General features: G+C 30.9%; 24 protein-coding genes and 1 pseudogene. 11 read left to right on the top strand and 14 right to left on the bottom strand.

The genetic code is table 11. From position 1 onward, the window contains the following. Positions 1-283: pseudogene (locus B2217_RS10820) on the bottom strand (hypothetical protein); the annotation flags it as partial. Positions 284-324: 41 nt separating this feature from the next. Here B2217_RS10820 and B2217_RS10815 point away from each other — a divergent pair. The 3 genes from B2217_RS10815 to B2217_RS10805 are packed head-to-tail and all read left to right on the top strand — an operon-like array spanning position 325 to position 2,980. Then, positions 325-657, top strand: a complete 333-nt coding sequence (locus B2217_RS10815; RefSeq protein ID WP_180904464.1) for an MGMT family protein — start codon at positions 325-327, stop codon at positions 655-657. A 58-nt stretch (positions 658-715) separates the two neighbouring features. Then, positions 716-1,648: an ABC transporter ATP-binding protein gene (locus B2217_RS10810; RefSeq protein ID WP_180904463.1), complete on the top strand. Its 933-nt coding sequence runs from the start codon at positions 716-718 to the stop codon at positions 1,646-1,648. Between the two features lie 12 nt (positions 1,649-1,660). Further along, positions 1,661-2,980 (top strand): ABC transporter permease, encoded by a 1,320-nt coding sequence (locus tag B2217_RS10805; protein WP_180904462.1) that lies wholly within the window; start codon positions 1,661-1,663, stop codon positions 2,978-2,980. A 69-nt stretch (positions 2,981-3,049) separates the two neighbouring features. Here the strand turns inward: B2217_RS10805 and B2217_RS10800 are convergent, their stop codons facing one another. Next, positions 3,050-3,994, bottom strand: a complete 945-nt coding sequence (locus B2217_RS10800) for a hypothetical protein (RefSeq protein ID WP_185655218.1) — start codon at positions 3,992-3,994, stop codon at positions 3,050-3,052. A gap of 129 nt (positions 3,995-4,123) precedes the next feature. Here B2217_RS10800 and pepE point away from each other — a divergent pair, with 129 nt between their 5' ends. From pepE to B2217_RS10785, 3 genes are all read left to right on the top strand, one after another. Further along, positions 4,124-4,846, top strand: a complete 723-nt coding sequence (pepE, locus tag B2217_RS10795) for a dipeptidase PepE (protein ID WP_180904460.1) — start codon at positions 4,124-4,126, stop codon at positions 4,844-4,846. Positions 4,847-4,909: 63 nt separating this feature from the next. After that, complete coding sequence (locus B2217_RS10790; RefSeq protein WP_180904459.1) at positions 4,910-5,563, top strand: alpha/beta hydrolase; 654 nt, start codon at positions 4,910-4,912, stop codon at positions 5,561-5,563. A gap of 131 nt (positions 5,564-5,694) precedes the next feature. After that, a complete protein-coding gene (locus B2217_RS10785; RefSeq protein ID WP_180904458.1) occupies positions 5,695-7,095 on the top strand; it encodes a hypothetical protein in 1,401 nt (466 codons plus the stop codon). A gap of 23 nt (positions 7,096-7,118) precedes the next feature. On the opposite strand, the gene B2217_RS10780 is transcribed toward B2217_RS10785, so the two are convergent. From B2217_RS10780 to B2217_RS10740, 9 genes are all read right to left on the bottom strand, one after another. After that, complete coding sequence (locus tag B2217_RS10780; RefSeq protein WP_180904457.1) at positions 7,119-7,589, bottom strand: hypothetical protein; 471 nt, start codon at positions 7,587-7,589, stop codon at positions 7,119-7,121. A 428-nt stretch (positions 7,590-8,017) separates the two neighbouring features. Next, complete coding sequence (locus tag B2217_RS10775; RefSeq protein ID WP_291122556.1) at positions 8,018-9,652, bottom strand: S8 family peptidase; 1,635 nt, start codon at positions 9,650-9,652, stop codon at positions 8,018-8,020. Positions 9,653-9,775: 123 nt separating this feature from the next. Beyond that, positions 9,776-11,377 (bottom strand): S8 family serine peptidase, encoded by a 1,602-nt coding sequence (locus tag B2217_RS10770; protein ID WP_291122554.1) that lies wholly within the window; start codon positions 11,375-11,377, stop codon positions 9,776-9,778. 4 nt (positions 11,378-11,381) lie between these two features. Further along, positions 11,382-11,987, bottom strand: coding sequence for a WbqC family protein (locus B2217_RS10765; protein WP_280045574.1), 606 nt, complete (start codon positions 11,985-11,987; stop codon positions 11,382-11,384). A 100-nt stretch (positions 11,988-12,087) separates the two neighbouring features. Then, positions 12,088-13,650, bottom strand: a complete 1,563-nt coding sequence (gene lepB, locus B2217_RS10760) for a signal peptidase I (protein WP_280045575.1) — start codon at positions 13,648-13,650, stop codon at positions 12,088-12,090. 26 nt (positions 13,651-13,676) lie between these two features. Then, positions 13,677-14,381: a 4-hydroxy-tetrahydrodipicolinate reductase gene (gene dapB / locus B2217_RS10755; RefSeq protein WP_280045577.1), complete on the bottom strand. Its 705-nt coding sequence runs from the start codon at positions 14,379-14,381 to the stop codon at positions 13,677-13,679. A gap of 9 nt (positions 14,382-14,390) precedes the next feature. Then, complete coding sequence (locus tag B2217_RS10750) at positions 14,391-14,969, bottom strand: DUF5683 domain-containing protein (protein ID WP_280045578.1); 579 nt, start codon at positions 14,967-14,969, stop codon at positions 14,391-14,393. Continuing rightward, a complete protein-coding gene (locus B2217_RS10745) occupies positions 14,959-15,849 on the bottom strand; it encodes a ParB/RepB/Spo0J family partition protein (protein WP_280045580.1) in 891 nt (296 codons plus the stop codon). Before B2217_RS10745 ends, B2217_RS10750 begins: the two co-directional genes overlap by 11 nt. 5 nt (positions 15,850-15,854) lie before the next feature. Next, positions 15,855-16,628, bottom strand: coding sequence for a ParA family protein (locus B2217_RS10740; protein ID WP_291122550.1), 774 nt, complete (start codon positions 16,626-16,628; stop codon positions 15,855-15,857). Positions 16,629-17,046: 418 nt separating this feature from the next. Between B2217_RS10740 and B2217_RS10735 the strand changes: the two genes are divergently transcribed. Continuing rightward, on the top strand, positions 17,047-18,429 hold the full coding sequence (locus tag B2217_RS10735; RefSeq protein ID WP_180904450.1) for an arginine decarboxylase: 1,383 nt from the start codon (positions 17,047-17,049) through the stop codon (positions 18,427-18,429). 31 nt (positions 18,430-18,460) lie between these two features. Next, positions 18,461-19,435, top strand: a complete 975-nt coding sequence (locus B2217_RS10730; RefSeq protein WP_180904449.1) for a deoxyhypusine synthase family protein — start codon at positions 18,461-18,463, stop codon at positions 19,433-19,435. A 55-nt stretch (positions 19,436-19,490) separates the two neighbouring features. Here the strand turns inward: B2217_RS10730 and B2217_RS10725 are convergent, their stop codons facing one another. The 3 genes from B2217_RS10725 to B2217_RS10715 are packed head-to-tail and all read right to left on the bottom strand — an operon-like array spanning position 19,491 to position 20,916. Further along, the gene (locus tag B2217_RS10725) at positions 19,491-19,805 is read right to left on the bottom strand and encodes a hypothetical protein (RefSeq protein ID WP_180904448.1); all 315 of its coding nucleotides are present in this window, start codon (positions 19,803-19,805) and stop codon (positions 19,491-19,493) included. 2 nt (positions 19,806-19,807) lie between these two features. Continuing rightward, positions 19,808-20,254 carry a KTSC domain-containing protein gene (locus B2217_RS10720; protein ID WP_038330588.1) on the bottom strand — a complete coding sequence of 149 codons (447 nt, stop codon included), beginning with the start codon at positions 20,252-20,254 and terminating at the stop codon, positions 19,808-19,810. 56 nt (positions 20,255-20,310) lie between these two features. After that, the gene (locus B2217_RS10715) at positions 20,311-20,916 is read right to left on the bottom strand and encodes a hypothetical protein (RefSeq protein ID WP_180904447.1); all 606 of its coding nucleotides are present in this window, start codon (positions 20,914-20,916) and stop codon (positions 20,311-20,313) included. 120 nt (positions 20,917-21,036) lie between these two features. Between B2217_RS10715 and B2217_RS10710 the strand changes: the two genes are divergently transcribed. The 3 genes from B2217_RS10710 (at position 21,037) to B2217_RS10700 (ending at position 23,569) form a co-directional block, all read left to right on the top strand. Beyond that, positions 21,037-21,597: a hypothetical protein gene (locus B2217_RS10710; RefSeq protein WP_180904446.1), complete on the top strand. Its 561-nt coding sequence runs from the start codon at positions 21,037-21,039 to the stop codon at positions 21,595-21,597. Between the two features lie 228 nt (positions 21,598-21,825). Continuing rightward, positions 21,826-22,320, top strand: a complete 495-nt coding sequence (locus B2217_RS10705; protein ID WP_038330593.1) for a GbsR/MarR family transcriptional regulator — start codon at positions 21,826-21,828, stop codon at positions 22,318-22,320. A gap of 7 nt (positions 22,321-22,327) precedes the next feature. Then, positions 22,328-23,569, top strand: coding sequence for an efflux RND transporter periplasmic adaptor subunit (locus tag B2217_RS10700; protein WP_180904445.1), 1,242 nt, complete (start codon positions 22,328-22,330; stop codon positions 23,567-23,569). Positions 23,570-23,571 lie beyond the last annotated feature (2 nt).

Below are 23,571 nucleotides of genomic sequence, written 5' to 3'. Positions count from 1 at the left end.
GCCAAACATTAGAAGGCGGACCAATAATTCCTCTTACAACCAAATAATCAGGATGATCATCATCTTCTTCAATTCTGATTTGCAATTGCGGATGCCAATATTTATCCTTGTCTTTTCTGACACGAATCATTGCAACTTCCTGATTCGCATAACCTCCGTATTCGGTAGAATTAGTTTCAAGATGTTTTTTGATTAAATCAATAAATTCTTGTTTTGATAAATGTGTAAAAACCTTAAATCGTGGTCGGCTTAAAAGAGATTTAATTGGAACTTTTTGGCTCATATTCTATTACTTTCTTTAAATTTACAATAAATCTTTAGATTATGACAAAAATCATTTCTGATACTTATGAGAAAATTTATGAAATAGTTCGTCAAATTCCCGAAGGACGTGTTTCTACTTATGGATTGATTGCAAAATATATAGGAGAAAAATTTTCGGCTCGTGTTGTTGGTTATGCAATGAATCATGTACATAATAGAGAAGACGTTCCTGCGCACCGTGTTGTAAACAGAAATGGTTTGTTAACTGGAAAACATCATTTTAATCCTTCGAGTTTGATGCAACAATTGTTAGAAAATGAAGGTGTGGAGATTATAAATGATAAAGTGATTAATTTTAAAGAAATTGTATGGGATCCGAATGAATCTCATTAAAATCTGTAACAAAATTTACTTTCTTCTTACTAATTTTACAAATCAAATGATATAGAAAATGGAATTTTTATTGCAAGCTCAAGGCTTAACAAGAAAATATAAAGATAAAGTTGCGCTTAATAATTTTAGTATCAATATTCCACAAGGTTCTATTTATGGACTTTTGGGACCAAATGGTGCTGGAAAAACGACTTTTATTCGTATTGTCAATCAAATTACAGCGCCAGATAGCGGTACAATTTTGTTGAATGGAGAACCTTTGACGAAAAAATCAATCGGGCAAGTTGGTTATATGCCAGAAGAACGTGGTTTGTACAAGAATATGAAAGTTGGAGAACAGGCACTGTATTTTGCAAAACTGAAAGGTCTTTCTTCTGCGGAAGCCAGAAAACGTACCGAATATTGGTTCGAGAAACTTGATATGATGTCTTGGTGGAATAAGAAATTGAGCGAGTTGTCGAAAGGAATGGGACAAAAAGTTCAGTTTGTGATTACAGTTATTCACAATCCTTCTTTACTGATTTTCGATGAACCTTTTAGTGGTTTTGATCCTGTAAATGCACAAATTATTGCGAATGAAATTCTTGAATTAAGAGACAAAGGAACAACAATTATTTTCTCAACACATCGTATGGAATCTGTTGAAGAAATGTGTGATCATGTGGCATTGATTAATCAATCGAATAAAGTGTTAGATGGAACGATTGAAGAAGTTAGAAATCAATTTAAGACAGGAAAGTTTTCGATTCAATTGAATGAAATTCCTGCTGATTCTCTTCAAAATTTAGCCAATGAATTTGAGATTTCGGATGTACGAAACATTAATCAACGAACTGAATTTAATTTATTGTATAATAAAGAAACACCAACCAATGTGATTTTAGATAAATTGATGCAAGTTGGACAAGTTCATCAATTCAAAGAGATTATTCCTTCGATGAATGATGTGTTTTTGGAAGCCGTTAAACAAAGTTCAATTCCTAATCTTTAAGCTAATTTTCAAATGAAAAATATATTTTTAGTTGCACAACGCGAGTTCTTTTCTCAAGTAAAAAACAAAGCGTTTATTGTTATGACTTTTCTTTCGCCTTTGTTGATTGTTGGAGCAGGAGCTGTGATTTTCTTTTTGAGTTCTGCAAATAATTCCGAAGTGAAAAACATTGCAATTGTAGATGAAAGTACAGAGTTTGTAACCTCGTTTAAATCGACTAAACAAATGATGTTCAGTATTTACACGCCTCAAGAATTGCAATCAATTAAGGACACGTTGAAAGGAAGCGAATATTTGAATGCGATTCTTCATATTCCAAAAAATACAGATGGAAATTATGAAAATATTGAGAAAAATACAGAATTAATTACAAATGGAAATCTTGGAATTACTGATCGAGAAAAACTTTCGAGAACAATTAGTGATAAGATTGAAAAAGAAAAACAAGCAAAATCTGGTATTGATAAAGCTGCTTTAGAAGCTTCTAAGGCTCGCGTTAACCTGAATGTTTTCAATGTTACAGACGGAAAAGAAGATAAAGGAATGGAGTTGAAAATCGGATTATCGATGTTTTTAACTTACATTATTTTCATGTTTGTAATGATTTATGGCGTAAAAGTTATGCGTTCGGTTGTTGAAGAAAAGAATAATCGCGTGGTCGAAATTATCATTTCTTCTGTAAAACCTTTCGAATTGATGATGGGTAAAATTTTAGGAACAACAATGGTTGCAGTGACTCAATTTGCAATATGGATTGGGATGACAATGGGGTTATTGATTTTATTTCCAGCAATTGCAGCGTCGAGAATGGATATGTCACAACAAATGATGAATCAAGCACAATTAGCGGAGACTAATCCAGATATGATGCAGAAAGTAACAGAAATTAGCGAAGTGTTGTTGACGTTTAATTATCCGTTAATAATTTTTGCTTTTATTGCTTATTTTATCTTAGGATATTTGTTCTACAGCTCTGTTTTTGCGGCAATTGGTTCTGCTGTTGACAATGATACTGATACACAACAATTCACATATTTTCCTTTAGTTCCGATGATGATTGGACTTTATGGAAGTATGACAACTTTCGAAAATCCTGATGGTCCAGTTGCTTTTTGGTTATCAATGATTCCATTGACTTCACCTATATCAATGATTACTCGAATTCCTTTTGATGTTCCGATTTGGCAATTAGCTTTATCCTTATTTTTGCTGTTAATAAGTACAATATTTATGGTTTATATTGCTGGAAAAATCTATAGAATTGGGATTTTAATTTATGGTAAAAAACCAACTGTAAAAGAAATGATGAAATGGATTTCTTATAAAAACTAATTTCACACAACTTATAAACCCAAAAAGAGCTTGATTTATCAAGCTCTTTTTTGATCATAGATATTCGATTTATTTTGTAATCAACGCAAATGTTTTATTCATAATAGAGTCCACCTTCAACGTTAACTTATCTGCACCTTTTGCATTTAAATGATCTGAATTTTTGAAATCTTTTTTACTGAAATTTTCATTATTAATAAAATAATTGATGAAAATGACATTATTATATTTCGATAATCGATTAATATTATTTTTTAAATTGAAATATTGAGGTGTTTTTATAACATAATTTTTATACAAATTAGTTGTAGGAGTAGCCAATAGAACAACTTTTATATCATTTGATTTTGCTTGTTTTATAATTTGTTCTAAATCATGATAATGTGTTTTTATAATATGTTGTACTTGAGTTGAATTCAAATTTGCACGATGTCTTTCAAACGTTTTTTTAGCATAAATACTATCATTCCAACTTGGTTCGTATCGCTTATTTATATATCCATTAATATCTATTGTCAAATTATTTTTATCCTCAATCCAATAATCTTTTATTCGATTATAATCAATATCAATAGGTTCTGAAAAAATTTCGTAATTAAGATTTAAATCGTTATTATTAATATCAATATTCCAATAAATTGAATAATATTTTAACTTTTTTTGATTAAAATCATTCAATTGTTTTGTAAATGAAAAATACGAAATGGGAATAATAATGGTTTTTAAATTGGGTAAATATTTTCGATTTTGTTCAAAAATTTTGTAATCTAAATCCAATGATTGGGCAGAATGTGCAGCATTAAAAGTTTTATTTTTAAATAATTTTGGATTCAATCCCGTAAAAGTATGCGAACTCCCAAGAATCAAAGTTTCTATTTCACTTCCATTTTCTTTTAAATAATCAGCTTTGTATTTGTAATCGTTCGGAATTTTGCGAAGGGTTTGTTCTATTCCAATTATTAGCATAATAACAACTATGAATAAAGGTATAATGAAGCGTACTATTTTTTTCATGAAGATTTAGAAATCTTGAAATTCCATTTTTTAGAATTGTACAAAAGTAAAGTAATTTGGTATAATTTTTTGTCAATTTTTCACCTACTTTCTTATTTTAAACTTACTTTTGAGTTAAAATTCAATAACATGATAAATCCAAATGATAGACTATTAGTGATAAGTACGAGTACTATTCACGGTTTTAGTTTTTTAGAATATATAAAAGATGAAATCAAAGAATTTATTCAATCTGATGAAATCATTTTTGTTCCCTATGCGCGTCCTTCGGGAATTTCGTACGATGATTATACGCAAAATGTAAAAGATGCTTTGCAAACGGTTGGAATTTCTGTAAAAGGTTTGCATACTTTCGAGAATAAAAAAGAAGCAATTTTGCATGCTAAAGCGATTTTTATTGGTGGAGGAAATACATTTTTATTGCTAAAAACGTTGTATGAACTTGGTTTGATAGAAGAATTGAGAAGCGTTGTACATAATGGAACACCATATATTGGAACGAGTGCAGGAAGTAATTTGACAGGTTTAACAATTGGAACAACAAATGATATGCCGATTGTTTATCCACCAAGTTTTGATGCGTTACAATTTTTACCTTTTAATATTAATCCGCATTATTTGGATCCTGATCCTAATTCTACGCACAAAGGAGAAACAAGAGAAACGCGTATCAATGAATTTCACAAGTTTAATCATCAAGTTGTAGTTGGATTGAGAGAAGGAAGTTGGCTTCGTGTAGAAAATGGAGTGGTGGAGTTGAAAGGAAAATTATCTGCCCGAATTTTTAGACAAAATGAACAACCAATTGAGTTTGAATCTGGTATTTTAGAGGAAAAAGTTTATAGAATATAGAAAAACCCTTCACTTTTCAGTGAAGGGTTTTTTGGTTATATTTGATTGATTTAAAATTGAATAATGAAATATTTGTTGATTCTCATAATTGGTTTAATGAGTTGTTCGCAACATAAAATATCTAAAAGTGTAAAGGACAAAGATTATATCTTTTTTCTCCATAATAAATATTTAGAAACACATAACGATGGTGATTATGATACAGTTTATAAAACTAAAATTGAATATTCTAAAGTTTTGAATTCATTCAGGAATGACGGATTTATTGTGATTAGCGAGAAAAGAAAGCCAAAAACAGACGGAATAATATATGCAAAAAAGGTTGTTAATCAAATTGATAGTTTGATTAATATAGGAGTTGAACCTAATCATATTACGGTTGTAGGAACTTCCAAAGGTGGTTATATTGCGCAATATATATCAACTTTTAAAAATAATCCTCAAATCAACTATGTATTTATTGGTTCGTTTCAAGAAAGTGATTTAGAAGAAATGCCTGACATAAATTTTTCTGGAAACGTTTTAACTATTTACGAAAAGTCTGATGTTTATGGTATTTCTGCTATAAAACGAAAAGAAAATTCAACCAATAAAATCAATCATTTCAAAGAAATTGAATTAAATAATGGCTTAAAGCATGGTTTTCTTTATAAAGCTCTTGATGAATGGATTGAACCAAGTAAAAAATGGGCGAGAAGAAATTATGATTTTAAATAAATAATTCATTAATAATTTACAAAGTAAAAATAGTACGATATTATCTTTTTTAACTATTTATAATTATTAAAATACAATTATTTGAAAAAAAGGCATATGGATTGATAGAGAGAGAAAAACAATCTACACCTATGCTTACCAAATTATACCCTTTTTACATTTTTTTGTTTGGTTTTAACTTTCTTTATGGACAACAAACAAGTTGTGATGTAACCAATCCAAGCCCTATTGATAATTATGTTTTTCCTGCAAATAAGAGAGTTTGTTTTACGGAAAACACGACTTTTAATGATGTGAAATTAGAAGATGGTGCAATAATACATATAGCACCAAACACTAAATTAATTTTTAATACCAATCTATCAACTACTACAGGTTTCAAAAATGGATTTGAGATTGAAGGTTCATTAGAATTTAATAATAATCCGAACTTTTCTTCCGATTTGGATATTAATATCTCAACGACAGGTACTTTAAGTAATCAATCTGGAATTACAATTCGTAATAATGCGACAAATCTTATTAATAATGGAACTGTAGATATCAGAAGTACCTTAAATTTTGGTTCTCCTACAGCAATTAATTACATCGAAAATAACAAAGAAATGAAGGTGGTTCGATTTAATTTGAGCGAAGGTAATAATACATTTTTGAACAAAGGGCGAATTGATGTTTCGAATACAATAGATAATAATGCGACAACTTTAATGGTGAATTGTGGCGAAATTTATTCATTATCAAGTTTTAATATGGGAGGTTCGCGTATTGTTAATACTGGAACAGTAACAATAGAAGGAGGAAATAGTGATTTGAGTGGAACAAGCCGAATTGAAAATTATGGAACATTTATTTTTAATAATGGAATAAATGGCAACACACAAGCGAGTATATACAATGCAGGTTTGGTAAAATTGAGTACAGTCAATATGAATGGAATGTCATTAGAAGGACCAAAAAATAATTCGAGCAAAGGATATTTTTATACAAGACAACCTTTAAATCCAAATGGTTCTAAAGTTGGTCCAAATCTTAACTTTACAAAATATGATTCTTATAATCCTGATCAAAAAAGTTATAATCAAGGTGAAAATTATGTTTTTAGTAATTTACCCAATTATGTAGATGCAAATGGAACAATTGTTAATTCAACTGTTGCCAATGTTACTTTTGATTGTGAATCGGCAGGAAATTGTAGTGCTCCAATGATAGCGCAATTAAAGAAATGTGCGGACAAAAATGGGGACTTTACTACAGAATGCGTCAAAATAGCCAATACATCATCTGTCGGAGATCCGAGTAAAATTGGGATAAGCACATACAAAAATAATAATGTAAATTGGCCTTCAAATATTCCAAATGGTGCAATTGTTTTGTCTTCTAAAGAAAAAGGATTCGTAATTAGTAGAGTTCTCAATACGGATCAAATTAAAACACCAGTAGAAGGAATGTTGATATATGACCAAACAGATTTATGTATTAAGTTGTACAATGGGACGACTTGGCATTGTATTGAACGAAGTTGTAATGAATAAAAAAATGATTTGAAATCTCAAATCTATTTCCAAAAATTCCAAACTTTACCATCATAAATGCAAATCGTTCTTGATTTTGTATCGTAACAAATCATGCCTGGATACGGAGATTTTACATTACTTACAGGATCATTAATACGTGGTAAAATCAATGATTTGTCATCCGACTCTAAGACCAAAACTCCTTTTGCATTAGACGTTTCAGAGCCTAAAATTACACCATCTCCTAAGTCATCAGATGGATTTGAAATTATATCAGATAAATTTCCTTCATATGAAAGATTTTTCCATTGATTGTTCTCAAAAACTTTTACTCTTTTATCAGATTGGTCTAAAATAAAAGTTCCATTTGTAGCATTTATAGGAGCTTGATCGTTCGCTGGTAAGATGATTCCGTTCGTATATCCATCTTCAAACTGCATTAATGTAGATTCAGAAAGTTGGACATTATTCTGATTATTTGCAATAATTAATTGCGCATTAACATTATTCATTGAAAAAATGAATAGGCTAACATAAATATATTTCTGCATGGTAGTATAGAATAAATATTTTAATGTTTTGTTTTAAGTTTATGAATTAAGTTGTTTTATATCAAATTGTTAAAAAATAAATTCTATTCGTAATTAAGATATTTAAAATGAAATCAATCGATAAATGATAAATACTTACATATTTTACTTAAAACTGTAGCTAAATTATTAATACATTATGTAACAATATATTATGAGAAGTGTTAAACTTTAAGTTAAAAATCAATCATTTATAACTGATTAACATAAAAATAGAAAGAGTTGAAAAAGAGTTTTAATTCAATTTGAACAAGAAATATCTTATACAAAAAAAGGTTAGACTCTAAAAATAGAATCTAACCCAAGTTTATTTTTGTTACTTAAATACTATAAAAAATAGTGATACTTTCTTATTTCAATTTTTTAGCAACATACATTTTTTCTGCTAATTGAACAGCTTTGTACGCATCAACGACACCGCCTGTTACAGAAATATCTGTTAAAGCAGGATTTTTATTGACAGATTCTAACAAAATTTGTTTGATATCTGTTGCAGTTAATTTGGGATAATGAGCCCAAACCAGAGCCGCAACTCCTGCTACAACTGGGGAAGCCATAGAAGTTCCACTTTCGTTTTTGTATTCCCCATCTTTATTAGGAACAGTAGAATATATTTCATTTCCTGGCGCAAAAACGTCTACAGACTTTTTACCAAAATTAGAGAAACTTGCTCTTAAATTGTTATTATCCATTGTGTTTGCTCCAACTGTAATTACGTTTTTAGAAACTTCTGCGCCTTTGTTATCATAAACAGTAGGGAAGTGAATTTCGTCATCAATATTTACGTTTTCATTTCCTGCAGCTTTAATCAATAAAAGACCTTTTTTCTCAGCATATTTAAATGCATCCCAAACAATTTGTTTATCTGGAGAATAAGCTTTTCCAAAAGACATGTTCAAGATTTTTGCTCCATTATCTGCAGCATAACGAATGGCATTTGCAACGTCTTTATCGCGTTCGTCACCATTTGGAACTGTACGAACTGACATGATTTTTACATAACCATTTCCTGCGATTCCATCCATTCCAATTCCGTTACCAGATTTTGCCGCAATAATTCCAGAAACGTGCGTTCCGTGCATAGAATCAGGACCGTCTACATCATTATTTCCGTAAAAACGTTCTGATTTATCAGCATAATTATCACCAACAATTGGACGAGGATCTAATTCTGTATTCAAGTTAATTTCAACTTGTTCTTTGTAATATTTTGTTCCTTCTGAAATTTCATTTCCAACTTCTGTTAAGAAATCTTTCATCGATTTTCCTTCCCAAGCTTCTTTCGGAACCATACCAAAAATAATCATCCCTTGTTGTGCCTCTTTAGAAGCAGGTTTAAAAGACATCATATTTTTTTCATTCAAATCTTTTTCGCCCCATTCTTTAATCAAAGCAGGAAATGCAACAGAGAAAATATCATTCATCTGTACATATTGCGCTGCATTTTGTTTTGCTTCGGCTAATTTATTTTCGAACTCAGGTTTTATTTTTTGATATTCTTCAAATTCTTTTGGGAATTTCGTTTTGTTTGAAGCAGCATCTTTACTTTTTTCGAATAAATCGCGGTATTTTACAAAAAGACGTGTTAACTCTAATGTATCTCCATCAACATTTTTACCATCTTTTCCTCCGATAAAATTCCAACCGTGAATATCATCTATATAACCATTTTTATCATCGTCAATTCCATTCCCAGCAATTTCTTTGCTATTTGTCCAAATATTATCTTTTAAATCTGGATGAGTAATCTCAACTCCAGAATCTAAAACACCAACAATTAACTGTGATGGTTTACGTTTTTTTGATTCTAAAAATTGTAACGCTTTTTGAGTATTAACACCATAAACACCACTTTCTTCGAAAGATTCGTGTTGCCAATATTTTTGATCAACTTTAGGTAAAGGTAGAGCAGTTGTCGTTTCTTGTGCGAACGATGTCACACCAACAAATATGGCAACTGATATACTTAATAAGAATTTTTTCATAATTGATTTTATCTATATGTCGAGAAACAACCGAAATTGTTACATCTAAAATTATCCCGAGTTTAAACGCAAAAAAGGCTCCAAAATTTGAAGCCTTTTTATAATGTTGTGTTAAATTTAAAATTATTTCAACTTACGTTGTTTGTAAATTTCTTCAGCTTTTTTTACAGCTTTGTAAGAATCTACAACACCTCCAGCAACAGAAATATCTTTTAATTGCTCGTTTTTATTTACTGTTTCCATTAAAATAGTACGAATATCTTCTGCCGTTAATTTTGGATAATGTGACCAAACTAACGCTGCAACACCAGCAACAGCAGGTGAGGCCATAGAAGTTCCGTTTAAGAAGCGATATTGATCAACCCCTGGATATGTTGCATAGATCTCTTGTCCTGGTCCAAAAACATCTACCGATTTTTTACCATAGTTTGAGAAACGAGCTTTTAAGGCATTTGGATCTTTAGTAGAAGCACCAACTGTAAGGACAGATTTAGAAACTGTATTTCCATTTCTGAAATTAGTTGGATAATGTACATGAACATCAATGTCTTCGTTGCTATTTCCTGCCGCTTTAACGATTAAAACACCTTTATCAGAAGCATATTTGAATGCATCCCAAACTAAATCTGCATCAGGAGAATAAGGTTTTCCGAAAGACATGTTCAAGATTTTTGCTCCATTGTCAACTGCGTAATAAATAGCATTTGCAACATCTTTATCGCGCTCATCTCCATTTGGAACTGTACGAACAGACATAATTTTTACATTATTTCCTCCTGTTGTTCCTTCAGAACCGATATTATTTCCTCTTACAGCACCGATAATTCCAGCAACGTGAGTTCCGTGAGAAGACTCAGGTCCGTTAGAATCTCCATTTCCATAAAAACGTTCTTTCTTATCATTTGGATTGTCAACATCTTTACGATCAACCAAATCTAGATTTAAGTGAGAAGATAAAGCATCTCCCTTCGCAGCACGACGAGCAGCTCCTAAATAGGTATTCGAAACTTCTTTCATCGTTTTTCCAACCCATTGCTCTTCTTTTAACTCACCAAAAATCCACAAAGCTTCTAAGATTTGAGAATCTGTTGGTTGATAATTCTTTAAAATATCTTTTGATAATTTAGTATCACCAAATTCAAGAACCATTTTATTTATACCACCTTCAACTGCATTCAATTTAGATTGAGCAACTTGTTGGTTATATTTTGCTTTTCCTACAGCACTTAAATATTCTTTTTCAATTTTTTGAAATTCAGCATATTCAGTAGGATTTTTTACAATAGCTTCGTGATTTTTCTTTTGATCAAAAGTTGCGTATTTAGATGATAAAGCTTTGTAAAGACGTGTTAATTCAGTTGTATCATCATTGTAATTGATTCCTTTTGCAGTTCCTAAAAAAGACCAACCATGTACGTCGTCAATGTAACCATTTTTGTCATCATCGATTCCGTTTCCTGGAATTTCTTTTGGATTTGTCCACATATTTGCTTTCAAATCTTCGTGAAAATTCTCAACACCACTGTCTAAAACTCCTACAATAATTGTATTCGCTTTTCTTTTGTTGTCTTTTAAGAATTGTAAAGCTTGATCGGTATTTACACCATAAATACCTGTTTGTTCAACACCTGCATGATACCATTTTTCTTTTGGTACTTCTGTTGTTTGTGCTTGAGCAAACCCTAATGTAAAGGCAAATCCTAAAGCAATAAATAATTTTCTCATGTTGTTATTTTATTAAGTTTTTTAAATATACTGCGGCACTTGGTCCTTCGCTAAAAAGTAAATCTAAGATACTCAAACCTTCTATAAACTCAAATTTATCATCAAAAACTTGCGCATATTCTGGTAAGTTATATTGAGGAGCTTTTTTAGCAGAAAATTGATTTCTGAAATCATTTTCAGGGTTTAGATCTTGATAGGTTTCAGTTTTAGAAATATCCAAATCTAAGCTTAATTTTTTGTTGATGAAATCAATTGTTTTTAGATTAAAATCTAAAAGAAATTTCTCTTTTTGTTCTAAAATCGGAATAACTTCATCTTCATAATATTCGAAATATGGAGAACTTTGATAAGCTGATTTTAATGATTTGATGTGTTCTTTTTGCCAATCATATTCGTAAGAAGGTTGCAAATCTTTGAACAAACGCGTTCCGTTGTGTAAGATTGGAATATTCAACATCAATTTACCATTTGCGCCCAAAATATACATGCGGTTACGGTAAGTTTGCTTTTGAAAATTTTCTTGAACTTCGATATCCAAAGTTTGGCTTTTTACCATTTCTGCATAGTAATCAATCGGTCCAAAATAAAAAGCTGCAAACGTATTTTTCATTCTATTATTTTATATGGAAATGTGCATTACAAGTAGCTTATAATGCACATTTATAGTGTTGTTAATTTTATAATTTAGAGGATTTTAATCGCTCTTTTTATTAATATTTGTTTTTCTTCTTCTCTTTACGAGCTTTTACAATATCGTATCCAATCCAACCAATTAAGGCAATTAAAACATAAATTCCGTACGAAGTTTTGTCTGGATTATCATTATTGATTGATGTAAAGAAACGGTTCCAAATAAATTTCTTAGGAGCAGCAGGCTCAAACATTCCGTTCATATTTGCCCAAATCATAATTGGACGACCAATGATATGATCTTCTCCAACATATCCAAAGAAACGCGCATCTAACGACTGATTTCTATTATCTCCCATCATGAAGTAATAGTTTTGTTTGATTTCGTATTTATTTGTTTTTTGATCGTTAATGTACACATCAAACTTACCATTCGCAGAATCTACACGCAAACTATTATGCTCGTATTTACGAATTACATTGATGTATTGTGCTAAGGTTTCTTTGTTTACATCAACTACATCACCTTTTTTCGGGATATATAAAGGTCCGTATTGATCTGTATTCCACGTTTTGTTTACAGGGAAAATAGTATTTGTACTATCAATTTTTCCATTTACAATGTGCTCTGTTTTTTCACCAACTGGTTGTAAAATTGGTTCAACAGAAACGACATTTGCATTAGATTTCATTGCTGTAACATGAGCATCAGTCAAAGCAGCAAATTGATAAATAAATGTTCCGTCACCTTGTTTTGCAGCATTATAATCTGTACTTATGATTCCAAAATTATCGTATAATAATTTATCGCTGAAAGGAGTTTTCACAATAACTGTATAAGCATGTTGAACTTGTGCATCTTTTTTCGGAATGAATTTTTTATCGTTTACATATAAAACTCCATTACGAATTTGTACAGTTTCTCCAGGTAAACCGATTAAACGTTTTACATATGCATCTTTACGATCAATAGCATTGTAAATAGAATCTGTAGGATAGTTGAAAACTACAATATCATTTGATTTTAAATCTCTCCAACCCGGAAGACGCATATAAGGTAAGCGTGCTTTGTTGATAAAACCATCACGGTAAATAAACTCAGAGAACGGAATTCCGATTGGCGTCATAGGAACACGCGCTCCGTGACTTACTTTTTCTACAAATAAAGCATCACCAATTTTGATTGTATTTTCCATCGATCCTGTTGGAACAATCATTGGTTGAATAAACCAGTTATGAACCAAAGTAGCCAGAACAAGGGCAAAAATCAATGAAGAAACAAACGTTGGTTTGCGTTTTTCTGGTCCTAAATATTTTGGATTATCAGAATAATTAACTGCAAAAATGTATAAACCTAAAGTCAAAACCATAATGACTTTGTCTTTTGTTTCAATTTTTCCGTAAGAATCTCCTAAATCAACAAAGAATACTAACCAAAAAATAGGACCAACAATTGGCAAATAAAATAGAATAATCCACCATTTTGGACGGTGAATAATTTCTAAACCTTTCCAAATATTTAGAAAAGGAATATAAGCTTGAATTGCTTGCTTTCCAGCATTTTTATATAATTTCCAAGTTGCAGCTCCAAAGATTATATTGGCAATAATAAAACCAATTAACCAGTAAATTAGTACATGCATAAGTTTTTGATATTTAGTATTTTAATTTAGTTTAGTTCAAGTACATCTTTCATTGTGAAAACACCTTGTTTATTCCAAATCCATTCTGCAGCAATCACGGCTCCAAGAGCAAAACCTTTGCGTGAATGTGCAGTATGAGAAATCTCAATAGTGTCTACATCAGAGTTATATTGTACGATATGTGTTCCGGGAACATCTTCAATTCTTTTTGCTTCAACTGGAATAATATCTTTTGCTTTTTCGTCCATCGACCAAGAATTATATGTTGAATTGTCAATAATTCCTTCTGCAATTGTAATTGCTGTTCCAGAAGGTGCATCAAGCTTTTGTGTATGATGAATTTCTTCCAAATTAATTTGGTATTCATTGCGGTATTTATTCATCATTCGAGCTAAAATAGAATTTAATTCGAAGAATAAATTAACGCCCAAACTAAAGTTAGAAGCATATAAAAAAGCGGTGTTATTTGAAATTGCTAAATGATTAATTTCTTCTTGTTTATCTAGCCATCCTGTTGTTCCACAAATTGTTGCGACTTTATTTTTAAGTAATACTTTAAGGTTGTCGTAAGCAAATTCTGGTCTAGAAAATTCTATTGCAACTTCAACATCATTTAATTCTTCCGCAAGTGGAGTACGAGATATTTTAAGTACAACTTCGTGTCCGCGTTGAACTAAAATTTCTTCAATGGCTTTTCCCATTTTTCCGTATCCTATTAATGCAATTTTCATCTTTAATTTCTAAAATTTTAAGTTAAATGCCAATCCTAAAACTGGCTCTAATGTCATTTCATCTTGAATGACTGTTGGTTTGAATGACATTTCAGTGTCATTACGAACTGTATATAAATGCGCATCAACAGTTGCATCAACAATATTTAATAAATAAGCTAATGCTGTTAAAGCGACACTATAATCGCGTTTTCGTTTGTAATCGTCTTGAATAACTGCCAATTGTTCTGCAGATAAAATTCCTGAGAATTCATTTGGTGTTCCTTCTCTTACTGCGATGTACGCTTTTCGGTATTTTTTGTACAAATTATTGTAATAAATAGTAAAACCAGTTCCTGTTCCTACTAAACCTAAAGCGATTGGCGCTTTCAACCATTTTTTGTTGTACAATTGTCCTGCACCAGGTAAAATAGCCGAATACAAAGAGGCTCTAATTGGACTTTTTTCCATCAAAACTTCTTTAGTCACGCTCATCGTATCATTTACAATAACATTATTTTCGACAACTACTAAAGAGTCAGTTTTAACTTGACCAAAAGCAAACGTCGATGAAATCGTTAATCCAAGTAAGAATGTTTTAATTTTCATTTAAGAATTTTCTTAATCGTTCAAACTCATCATCAGAAGTAAAATTCAAAATGATTTTACCTTTTCCATTATTTGCACGTTTTATTTCAACTTTTGTATTCAATGAATTTGAAATAGAACTTAACGCTTCCTTGTACAGAGAAGGCAATTCATTTGTTGCTTTTTTCTCTGGTTTTCCTTCTTTTATCGATTTGATTAAACGTTCTGTATCACGAACAGATAAATTATTTTTGACAATTTTTTCGTAAATATCAAATTGTAAATCAGTATCATCAATCGCCATCAAAGCACGACCGTGTCCCATTGAAATCATTCCGTCACGAATTCCTGTTTGGATGATTGGATCTAATTTCAATAAACGTAAATAATTGGTAATAGACGTTCTGTCTTTTCCAACACGTTTACTTAATTCTTCTTGTGTTAACTTGATTTCATCAATCAATTGTTGGTAAGAAAGTGCAATTTCGATCGCATCTAAATCTTGACGCTGAATATTTTCGACCAATGCCATTTCTAGCATTTCTTGGTCATTTGCTAAACGCACATAAGCTGGAATTGTTTTTTTACCAGCTAATTGCGAAGCGCGAAAACGTCTTTCACCAGAAATTAATTCATATTCTCCAGTTGGTTTTTTACGAATCGTAATCGGTTGAATAACGCCTAATGTTTGAATAGACGAAACCAGTTCCTCTAAAGCTTTTTTATCGAAATTAGTTCGTGGTTGCCAAGGATTCGCGGTGATTTTTTCTAAATCTATTTCCAAAATATTTCCAACCAATTTCTTAGCACCTTCATCTTGTGCTGTTTTTACAGTTGGTTCATCCTTTAATAGAGCAGATAATCCACGTCCCAAGCGATTATTTTTATTTGGCTTTGCCATTTTATTTAAACTGTATCGTTGTTGTTAATTAAAAATTCACGCGCTAAATTTAAGTAATTTTCTGCACCTTTACTTGCTGCATCGTACTGAATAATTGTTTCGCCAAAACTTGGTGCTTCAGACAAACGTACATTTCGAGTAATAATTGTTTTGAAAACCATTTGCGGAAAATGATTGTTTACCTCGTCTAAAACCTGATTAGAAAGGCGTAAGCGAGAATCATACATCGTTAACAATAAACCTTCGATATCCAATTCCTTGTTGTGATGTTGTTGAATTCCTTTTATCGTATTTAATAATTTTCCTAAACCTTCTAACGCGAAATATTCGCACTGAATAGGAATAATCACAGAATCAGCAGCAGTAAGCGCATTAAGTGTAATCAAACCAAGTGAGGGCGCGCAATCTATAATAATATAATCATATTGATCTTTGATTTCTGATAACGCGTTTTTTAACATGTATTCGCGGTTCTCGTAATCCACAATCTCAATCTCGGCAGCAACTAAATCTAAATGAGCAGGCATCATGTCTAGGTTTGGCGATTCTGATTGTAAAATAGCTTTGCTCGCAAGTACTTCATTTTCCAATACTTCATACGTTCCTGCTTCGATTTCATCCAAATCAAAACCCAAACCAGATGTTGCATTTGCTTGCGGATCTGCGTCAATTAATAAAACTTTTTTTTCTAAAACACCTAATGAAGCGGCAAGGTTTAACGAAGTTGTCGTTTTACCAACACCACCCTTTTGGTTAGCAATAGCAATAATTTTACCCATAATTTACGTTCAAAACGATTTCAAAAATACAATATTTAACCTTGCTAAACCTTAAAGAAAAAATAAATTTTTGAACAATTGTTGATTATTTGTCCTACATCATAAAACATCAGTTCTGTAAAGCTAAATTTTAATATTATTTTATCTTTTTAACAGAATTAAAAAACTTATATTTGCGACAAGTATTTTTATAATTTTTTTAATAAAAAAAGTTGATGAGTTTTAACCTTTTATTCGAAAGCGTTGAGAATAGAAAGAGCTTTAACGCAGTAGTTTTAATGAATAGAAACGAATTTAAGAATTATTCTTTCCCCTTATTGCTTCGCAATGTATATTATGCGATACGTCTGTAATACCCTAAATTTTTTCTCGCAAAATTTTTAGAATTATTCAACACACGTAACATTTATAAAGCATAATGAAAACTAAATACATAGATTTAATCACGCAATCATTTGACTTTCCACAAGATGAATTTGAATTAGATGGAGAGTACTTAAAATTTAATGGAATTGACCTAAAAGCTTTGGTCGAAGAACATGGTACGCCATTGAAATTTACTTATTTACCTAAAATTTCGCAAAATATACAAAAAGCGAAAGGTTGGTTTGAGAAAGCGCGTGAAGAGTTAAACTATGAAGGAACTTACAATTATTGTTATTGTACAAAAAGTTCTCACTTTCGTCACATTTTAGGCGAAGCATTAAAAAACGATATTCACATCGAAACATCTTCTGCATTTGACATTAATATTGTCGAAAATTTGATTGGAGAAGGTTTGATTACAGACGATCAATATGTTGTTTGTAACGGTTTCAAACGTGAGGAGTATGTAGAAAACATTGCTCGTTTGGTAAATAGCGGACATCGTAAAACAATCACAGTGATTGATAATTACGAAGAAGTTGATCTGTTTTCGGAAGCGATAGAAGGCGATTTTGAAATCGGAATTCGTATTGCATCGGAAGAAGAACCGAAATTTGAGTTTTATACCTCTCGTTTAGGAATTGGATACAAGGATATTGTACCGTTTTATCAAACAATGGTAAAACCAAATGAACGCATTAAATTGAAAATGCTTCATTTCTTCATTAATACAGGTATTAAAGATAATTCGTATTATTGGAATGAGTTGACAAAATGTTTGAGAGTTTATGTAAACCTTAAAAAAGTTTGTCCAGAATTAGATAGTTTGAATATTGGTGGTGGATTCCCAATCAAAAATTCGTTGAATTTCGAATACGATTACGAATACATGGCGAAAGAAATCTTGTTGCAAATTAAAATGATTTGTGATGAAGAAGGAATTCCTGTTCCAAACATTTTTACAGAATTTGGTTCGTTTACAGTAGGAGAAAGTGGAGGAGTAGTCTACAAAATTCTTTATCAAAAGAAACAAAATGATAAGGAATATTGGGATATGATCGATTCTTCTTTTATGACAACTTTGCCAGATGCTTGGGCAATTTCGAAACGATTTGTCATGTTGCCAATTAACCGTTGGTACGATAAGTATGAGCGTGTATTATTAGGAGGTTTAACGTGTGATTCTGATGATTATTACAATTCAGAACAACATGTAAATGCCATTTATCTTCCGAAATATGATCAAGCAAAACCATTGTACATTGGTTTCTTTAATACAGGAGCATATCAAGATAATATTAGTGGATTTGGTGGAATTAATCACTGTTTGATTCCTCAACCTAAATATATTTTGATTGACGAAAATTATGAAGCAAAAGTATATTCTGAAGAGCAAACGCATCAAGATGTGTTGAATACTTTGGGGTACAAATAATTAAATTTTAAATAAATAAAAAACAAATAAAATGAGTAAAGGACCAATCAGTCAGTTTATAGAACATAACTATAGACACTTTAATGCAGCTGCTTTAGTTGACGCTGCAAAAGGATATGAGCAACACTTGTTAGAAGGTGGTAAAATGTTAATTTCTTTGGGTGGAGCAATGTCTACTGCTGAATTAGGAATTTCATTAGCTGAAATGATTCGCCAAGATAAAGTGCACATCATTTCTTGTACAGGAGCAAATTTAGAAGAAGACGTAATGAATTTAGTTGCGCATTCTCACTATAAAAGAATTCCAAATTACCGTGATTTAACACCAGAGCAAGAGCGTGAATTGTTAGATACGCACTTTAACCGTGTTACAGATACTTGTATTCCAGAAGAGGAAGCTTTTCGTCGTTTACAAGAGCATTTAGAAAATGTTTGGCATGCAGCAGAAGAAAAAGGTGAACGTTATTTACCACACGAATTTTTATACCAAGTTGTAAATTCTGGAGTTCTAGAACAATACTACGAAATTGATCCTAAAGATTCTTGGATTGTTGCTGCAGCTGAGAAAAATTTACCTATCGTTTGTCCAGGTTGGGAAGATTCTACAACAGGAAACATTTTTGCATCTAATGTAATCAAAGGAAATTTAAAAGCGTCTACGGTAAAATCTGGAATTGAATACATGATTTACTTAACAGAATGGTATCGTGCAAATTCTGATGGTAAAGGTGTAGGTTTCTTCCAAATTGCAGGTGGTATCTCTGGAGATTTCCCTATTTGTGTTGTTCCAATGATGTATCAAGATTTAGAGTGGACAGATGTTCCTTTCTGGGCATATTTCTGTCAAATCTCTGACTCTACAACATCTTACGGATCTTATTCTGGAGCTGTTCCAAACGAGAAAATTACTTGGGGTAAATTAGATATCGATACACCAAAATACATGATCGAATCTGATGCAACAATCGTAGCACCATTGATTTTCAACTATATTTTAGGAAACTAATCAATAGAATATATAAACCAAAAAAACCACATCTCATGATGTGGTTTTTTTTATGCTATATTTTAGAATATTCTTCTAGAAAAAAGAGATAATATTTTTCTAGAGATTTAAATCGTTTTTTACTTAATAAACTATATAAATTTACATTTTTAGCTCTATTATCTTCATATATATTAATTTTGGATAAATACTCTTCGTTAAATTTATTCCAAAATTCATTTGCTTCATCAGATAAATTAGCAGTTTTAGAGGCTAAATAACACGATATTATTTTTTCTTGGCATTCTGATAATCTTTCTTTTGAGTTGCCTGAAGAAATATATAATTTTTCGACTAGTGAGCAGATTTTTTCATTATAATATTGAGACATAATTAATCTTTCATTGCTTCACCAGCTTTTCTATGTGTAAATTTTCCATAGATATGTCTTCTAGCAAAACGGCTTGGAGAGTCAGAATTTACCATTTTGATGTACGTGTTTTTAGGAACACCGAAATATTCGTAATGATTTCCATCTAAATGTTCTACTTTCAAAATTTGTTCATCCATATAAAAATCATGAATGTTGGATTTTGCAGTTGTAATCGTATATTCTTCTTTGTTTTTTTCGTGCGTTTCAGGATTAATACTTACTAAAAAGTGGTATGCTTCGATCACAACTTTACTTTTTTCTTCGGCTTCTATTTTACCTGCTTCGTCGTTGATAAATTTATCAGGATGCGCATCTTTCATCGTATTTCTGTAAATTGTTTTCAACTCTTTTAGAGTAACATTTTTATCAACTCCAAGTAATTTTCTGTGTTCTACAACGCTTTTCATAATTATAATCCTTTTTTCGGAGTGCAAAAGTACGGATTATAAATCACGAAATACGTTTAATATCCATAAGTTTCGTTAAGATTATGATAAATAATTTTCTTTTTGTTGAGAATTTGATATTCAATGCCAATACTATCCTTGTTTACAGAAACCAATTTAGCTTGTTGAATAGGTTCGTTTTCGTATTCATATAACTTTGGATCATCAAAATTAATATTTAATGTTTCAGAAACAATGTCACTATAATCTGGTCTCGCAATATTTTGTGATTTTTCTAAAATAAGAAATTTAGATTCAGAATTGTAGATATAGGCACGTTTCTTTGCCATAACTTTTTTCATAACCACTATTTTGTATTCGTCGTTCATTTTAATGGTTTGAATTGTATCCAAATTAAATAAAAAACTAAGGATTGCAATAAACGGAATTGCCATTGGTAAAATGCTTAATCCAACTAAAGCAAAAAGCAAAAATCCATAAATTTTGATATAGATGATTTTCCAAAATTTAATAATGATGTAAAAGGTGAAAATAATCCAAGTCCAAGCTAGAATTTGATAGGTATATTCTCCTTTTAAATTCAAACCAATAAGGCTTAAACTCAACAAAAAAAGAATGAAAAGAACAGAGGAAATGATGTAGGTTTTGAGTGATTTTGGCATTTAGGTTATGATTTATTTTTTCGAATATACATTATTTATATGATTTAATCGTTTTGGATAAAACGAATTTTCTCGAATATTTTTGTAATTTTAAACAAGCTAACAGCAAACAAAATAAGTATGAAATTGAAAGACGTTCCTGAATTGAAAAATTCTATTTTAGATCTTCCTTCAAAAGAAAAGGATAAACTTCTTTTACGTCTTATCAATAAAGATGAAACCTTGGTAGAGCATTTACATTTTCAATTATTAGAAGATGAAAGTGATTTGCAGGAACGTGTAAAAAATATTTATGAAAAGATTGATTTACAGTTTAAAAAGTCTCATCACTTAATTAATCAGATTAATATAAATAGAAGTCATCGTCAATTGTTGTTGACGCTAAAAACATTGAGTGGAATTGTGAATTATCATGTTCAAATTACGAAAGATAAAGTGTCAGAATTTGAATTGAGAAAATATATCATTCAAGAATCTTTTAGTCGTTATCCTTATCTTTTTGAAACTTATACAACGGGAGATAATGCAGAAAAATTATACAACTATCAACTTGGGAGATTGAAATTGATTTTTTCTATTTTTGAAAAATTTCATGAAGATTTAAAATTTGATTACCAGAACGATGTTGATGAAATTAATAATTTTTTAACAAAAACTCCTATAAATTTCAAACCTCAATAGCTCTTTAAAACAAAAGGTTGTTTATATAATATTGTGTAAAATAATAATTAATTATGCTATAATAGCTTTATTTTTAATTTGTTTGGTCTATTTTTTGTTAGGATTTTAGGTATGAATTAACAAATTATTAATTTAATTAATTGTTAAATATCGAAAAAAGTATAGTTAGTTCTGTGTAAACCGAACTAACTATTTTATATTTGCATGGTTTTGTAGATTATACACATTATGAATATAAAAAATCAAGCATGTAATTCGGATCTTTTTTGCAGCTTTAGCGCTTTTCTGGAGAGAACCTATAGTTTTCCTCCATTGACGGCTAAATTGCAAGCATACATGATTTTAGAATCGGATGAGGAGGGGTTTACGTTTGAAGAACTTCTTGAGATTTTTAATGTTAGTAAAAGTTCCTTATCAAACTCTATTAACTACTTACTATCGATGAAACACATCGAATACATAAATAAAATTAACTCTAGAAAAAGATATTTTAGATTAAATTTTAATTATTTGACAGAGAAATTAGATTTTTTATTTGAAATGATTTCTCAAGATATAGGTTATACAAATCGAATAAAAGAACATAAACTAGCGAATAATACGCTTTCTAAAAATGTTGAAAATAGAGTAGTTGATATCTATTTGGAACATCTTAATCAAACGAAAGTGATATTAGACGAAACAATACAAAAAATAAATAAAATTCAACTAGAAAATAAGTAAAAGTAATATGAAAAACGTTAACGTTATAATGGTTGGTGCTTTGGCAATAGCTTTGAGTTCTTGTGGAAAGAAAGACAATGCTGCTGCTCAACAAGCACAAGGTCCAACACCTTATCCGGTAGTTGATGTGCCTACGAAAGTGGTGACGAGTTATGATGAATACCCTGCAAATATTCAAGGTATCGTAAATAATGATGTTCGTGCAAAAATCCAAGGATACATTACAGAAGTTTATGTTGATGAAGGTCAATATGTACAAGCTGGTCAACCTTTGTTCAAATTAGAAACAAATGTTTTAACTCAAAATGCGGATGCTTTAAAATCTGGTGTTGGTGCAGCGCAAGCTAATGTAAAAGCGGCTCAGGCTAATGTAAGTGCAGCGCAAGCGGCAGTGCAAGCAGCTCAAGTAGAGGTGAACAAATTGACTCCGTTGGTACAAAAAAACATTATTAGTAATGTACAATTAGAAACTGCAAAAGCTAATCTAGCAAAAGCACAAGCGAGTTACAATCAAGCTTTAGCTGCTAAGTCTCAAGCGCAGGCTGGTGTTACTCAAGCTCAATCAAATTACAAAGGAGCTCAAGCAAATGTAGATTATTCTGTTGTTAGAGCACCTATTAGTGGAGTGGTTGGTTCTATTAATTCTCGTCAAGGGACATTAGTTGGTCCTACGGATCAAACTCCAATTACTACAGTCTCAAATACAAGTAGAGTATATGCTTATTTCTCTATGAATGAGAAAGAATATTTAAACTTTATTTCTAAATCAGAAGGAACTACTTTAAAAGATAAATTAAATAAAATTCCAGCAGTAGAATTAGTATTAGCTAATGGAGATGTTTATCCTGAGAAAGGTAAAATACAAACTGTAACTGGTCAAATTAACCCAACAACAGGAACAATCGATTTCCGTGTTACGTTTAACAACGAGGCTAAGCTTTTGGCAAATGGTAATTCAGGACGTATTCGTGTTCCAAAAACTTATGTTGATGTATTGGTTGTACCAGAAGCTGCAACATTTGAACAGCAAGGTATGACTTATGTTTACAAAGTAACAAAAGATACAGCTTATGCAACTCCAATTACTGTTGTAGAAAGAGCGAACAATATGGCAGTTGTAAAAGACGGAGTGAAGAAAGGTGATAAAGTTGTTGCACAAGGTGTAGGTAAATTACGTGATAAAACAGCTGTTAAACCAACTCCAGCAAACTTTGATCAAATCGTAGAATCTACAAAAACGGTATTCTAAAT

Origin of the sequence: Empedobacter sp. UBA7620, assembly GCF_002484185.1 — a bacterium.
In the GTDB taxonomy this organism is placed as follows: Bacteria; Bacteroidota; Bacteroidia; order Flavobacteriales; family Weeksellaceae; genus Empedobacter; species Empedobacter falsenii_C.
This window is presented reverse-complemented; position numbering and strand designations above follow the sequence as displayed.

Bases quoted from the DNA above. Each gene is read 5' to 3' on its own strand.
- B2217_RS10725 (WP_180904448.1), bottom strand. From the start codon at position 19,805: ATGTCTCAATATTATAATGAAAAAATCTGCTCACTAGTCGAAAAATTA.
- lepB (WP_280045575.1), bottom strand. From the start codon at position 13,650: ATGCATGTACTAATTTACTGGTTAATTGGTTTTATTATTGCCAATATA.
- B2217_RS10715 (WP_180904447.1), bottom strand. From the start codon at position 20,916: ATGCCAAAATCACTCAAAACCTACATCATTTCCTCTGTTCTTTTCATT.
- B2217_RS10785 (WP_180904458.1), top strand. From the start codon at position 5,695: ATGCTTACCAAATTATACCCTTTTTACATTTTTTTGTTTGGTTTTAAC.
- B2217_RS10730 (WP_180904449.1), top strand. From the start codon at position 18,461: ATGAGTAAAGGACCAATCAGTCAGTTTATAGAACATAACTATAGACAC.
- B2217_RS10745 (WP_280045580.1), bottom strand. From the start codon at position 15,849: ATGGCAAAGCCAAATAAAAATAATCGCTTGGGACGTGGATTATCTGCT.
- B2217_RS10765 (WP_280045574.1), bottom strand. From the start codon at position 11,987: ATGAAAAATACGTTTGCAGCTTTTTATTTTGGACCGATTGATTACTAT.
- B2217_RS10740 (WP_291122550.1), bottom strand. From the start codon at position 16,628: ATGGGTAAAATTATTGCTATTGCTAACCAAAAGGGTGGTGTTGGTAAA.
- B2217_RS10815 (WP_180904464.1), top strand. From the start codon at position 325: ATGACAAAAATCATTTCTGATACTTATGAGAAAATTTATGAAATAGTT.
- dapB (WP_280045577.1), bottom strand. From the start codon at position 14,381: ATGAAAATTGCATTAATAGGATACGGAAAAATGGGAAAAGCCATTGAA.
- B2217_RS10780 (WP_180904457.1), bottom strand. From the start codon at position 7,589: ATGAATAATGTTAATGCGCAATTAATTATTGCAAATAATCAGAATAAT.
- B2217_RS10770 (WP_291122554.1), bottom strand. From the start codon at position 11,377: ATGAGAAAATTATTTATTGCTTTAGGATTTGCCTTTACATTAGGGTTT.
- B2217_RS10710 (WP_180904446.1), top strand. From the start codon at position 21,037: ATGAAATTGAAAGACGTTCCTGAATTGAAAAATTCTATTTTAGATCTT.
- B2217_RS10705 (WP_038330593.1), top strand. From the start codon at position 21,826: ATGAATATAAAAAATCAAGCATGTAATTCGGATCTTTTTTGCAGCTTT.
- B2217_RS10790 (WP_180904459.1), top strand. From the start codon at position 4,910: ATGAAATATTTGTTGATTCTCATAATTGGTTTAATGAGTTGTTCGCAA.
- B2217_RS10750 (WP_280045578.1), bottom strand. From the start codon at position 14,969: ATGAAAATTAAAACATTCTTACTTGGATTAACGATTTCATCGACGTTT.
- B2217_RS10810 (WP_180904463.1), top strand. From the start codon at position 716: ATGGAATTTTTATTGCAAGCTCAAGGCTTAACAAGAAAATATAAAGAT.
- B2217_RS10775 (WP_291122556.1), bottom strand. From the start codon at position 9,652: ATGAAAAAATTCTTATTAAGTATATCAGTTGCCATATTTGTTGGTGTG.
- B2217_RS10735 (WP_180904450.1), top strand. From the start codon at position 17,047: ATGAAAACTAAATACATAGATTTAATCACGCAATCATTTGACTTTCCA.
- B2217_RS10700 (WP_180904445.1), top strand. From the start codon at position 22,328: ATGAAAAACGTTAACGTTATAATGGTTGGTGCTTTGGCAATAGCTTTG.
- B2217_RS10805 (WP_180904462.1), top strand. From the start codon at position 1,661: ATGAAAAATATATTTTTAGTTGCACAACGCGAGTTCTTTTCTCAAGTA.
- B2217_RS10720 (WP_038330588.1), bottom strand. From the start codon at position 20,254: ATGAAAAGCGTTGTAGAACACAGAAAATTACTTGGAGTTGATAAAAAT.
- pepE (WP_180904460.1), top strand. From the start codon at position 4,124: ATGATAAATCCAAATGATAGACTATTAGTGATAAGTACGAGTACTATT.
- B2217_RS10800 (WP_185655218.1), bottom strand. From the start codon at position 3,994: ATGAAAAAAATAGTACGCTTCATTATACCTTTATTCATAGTTGTTATT.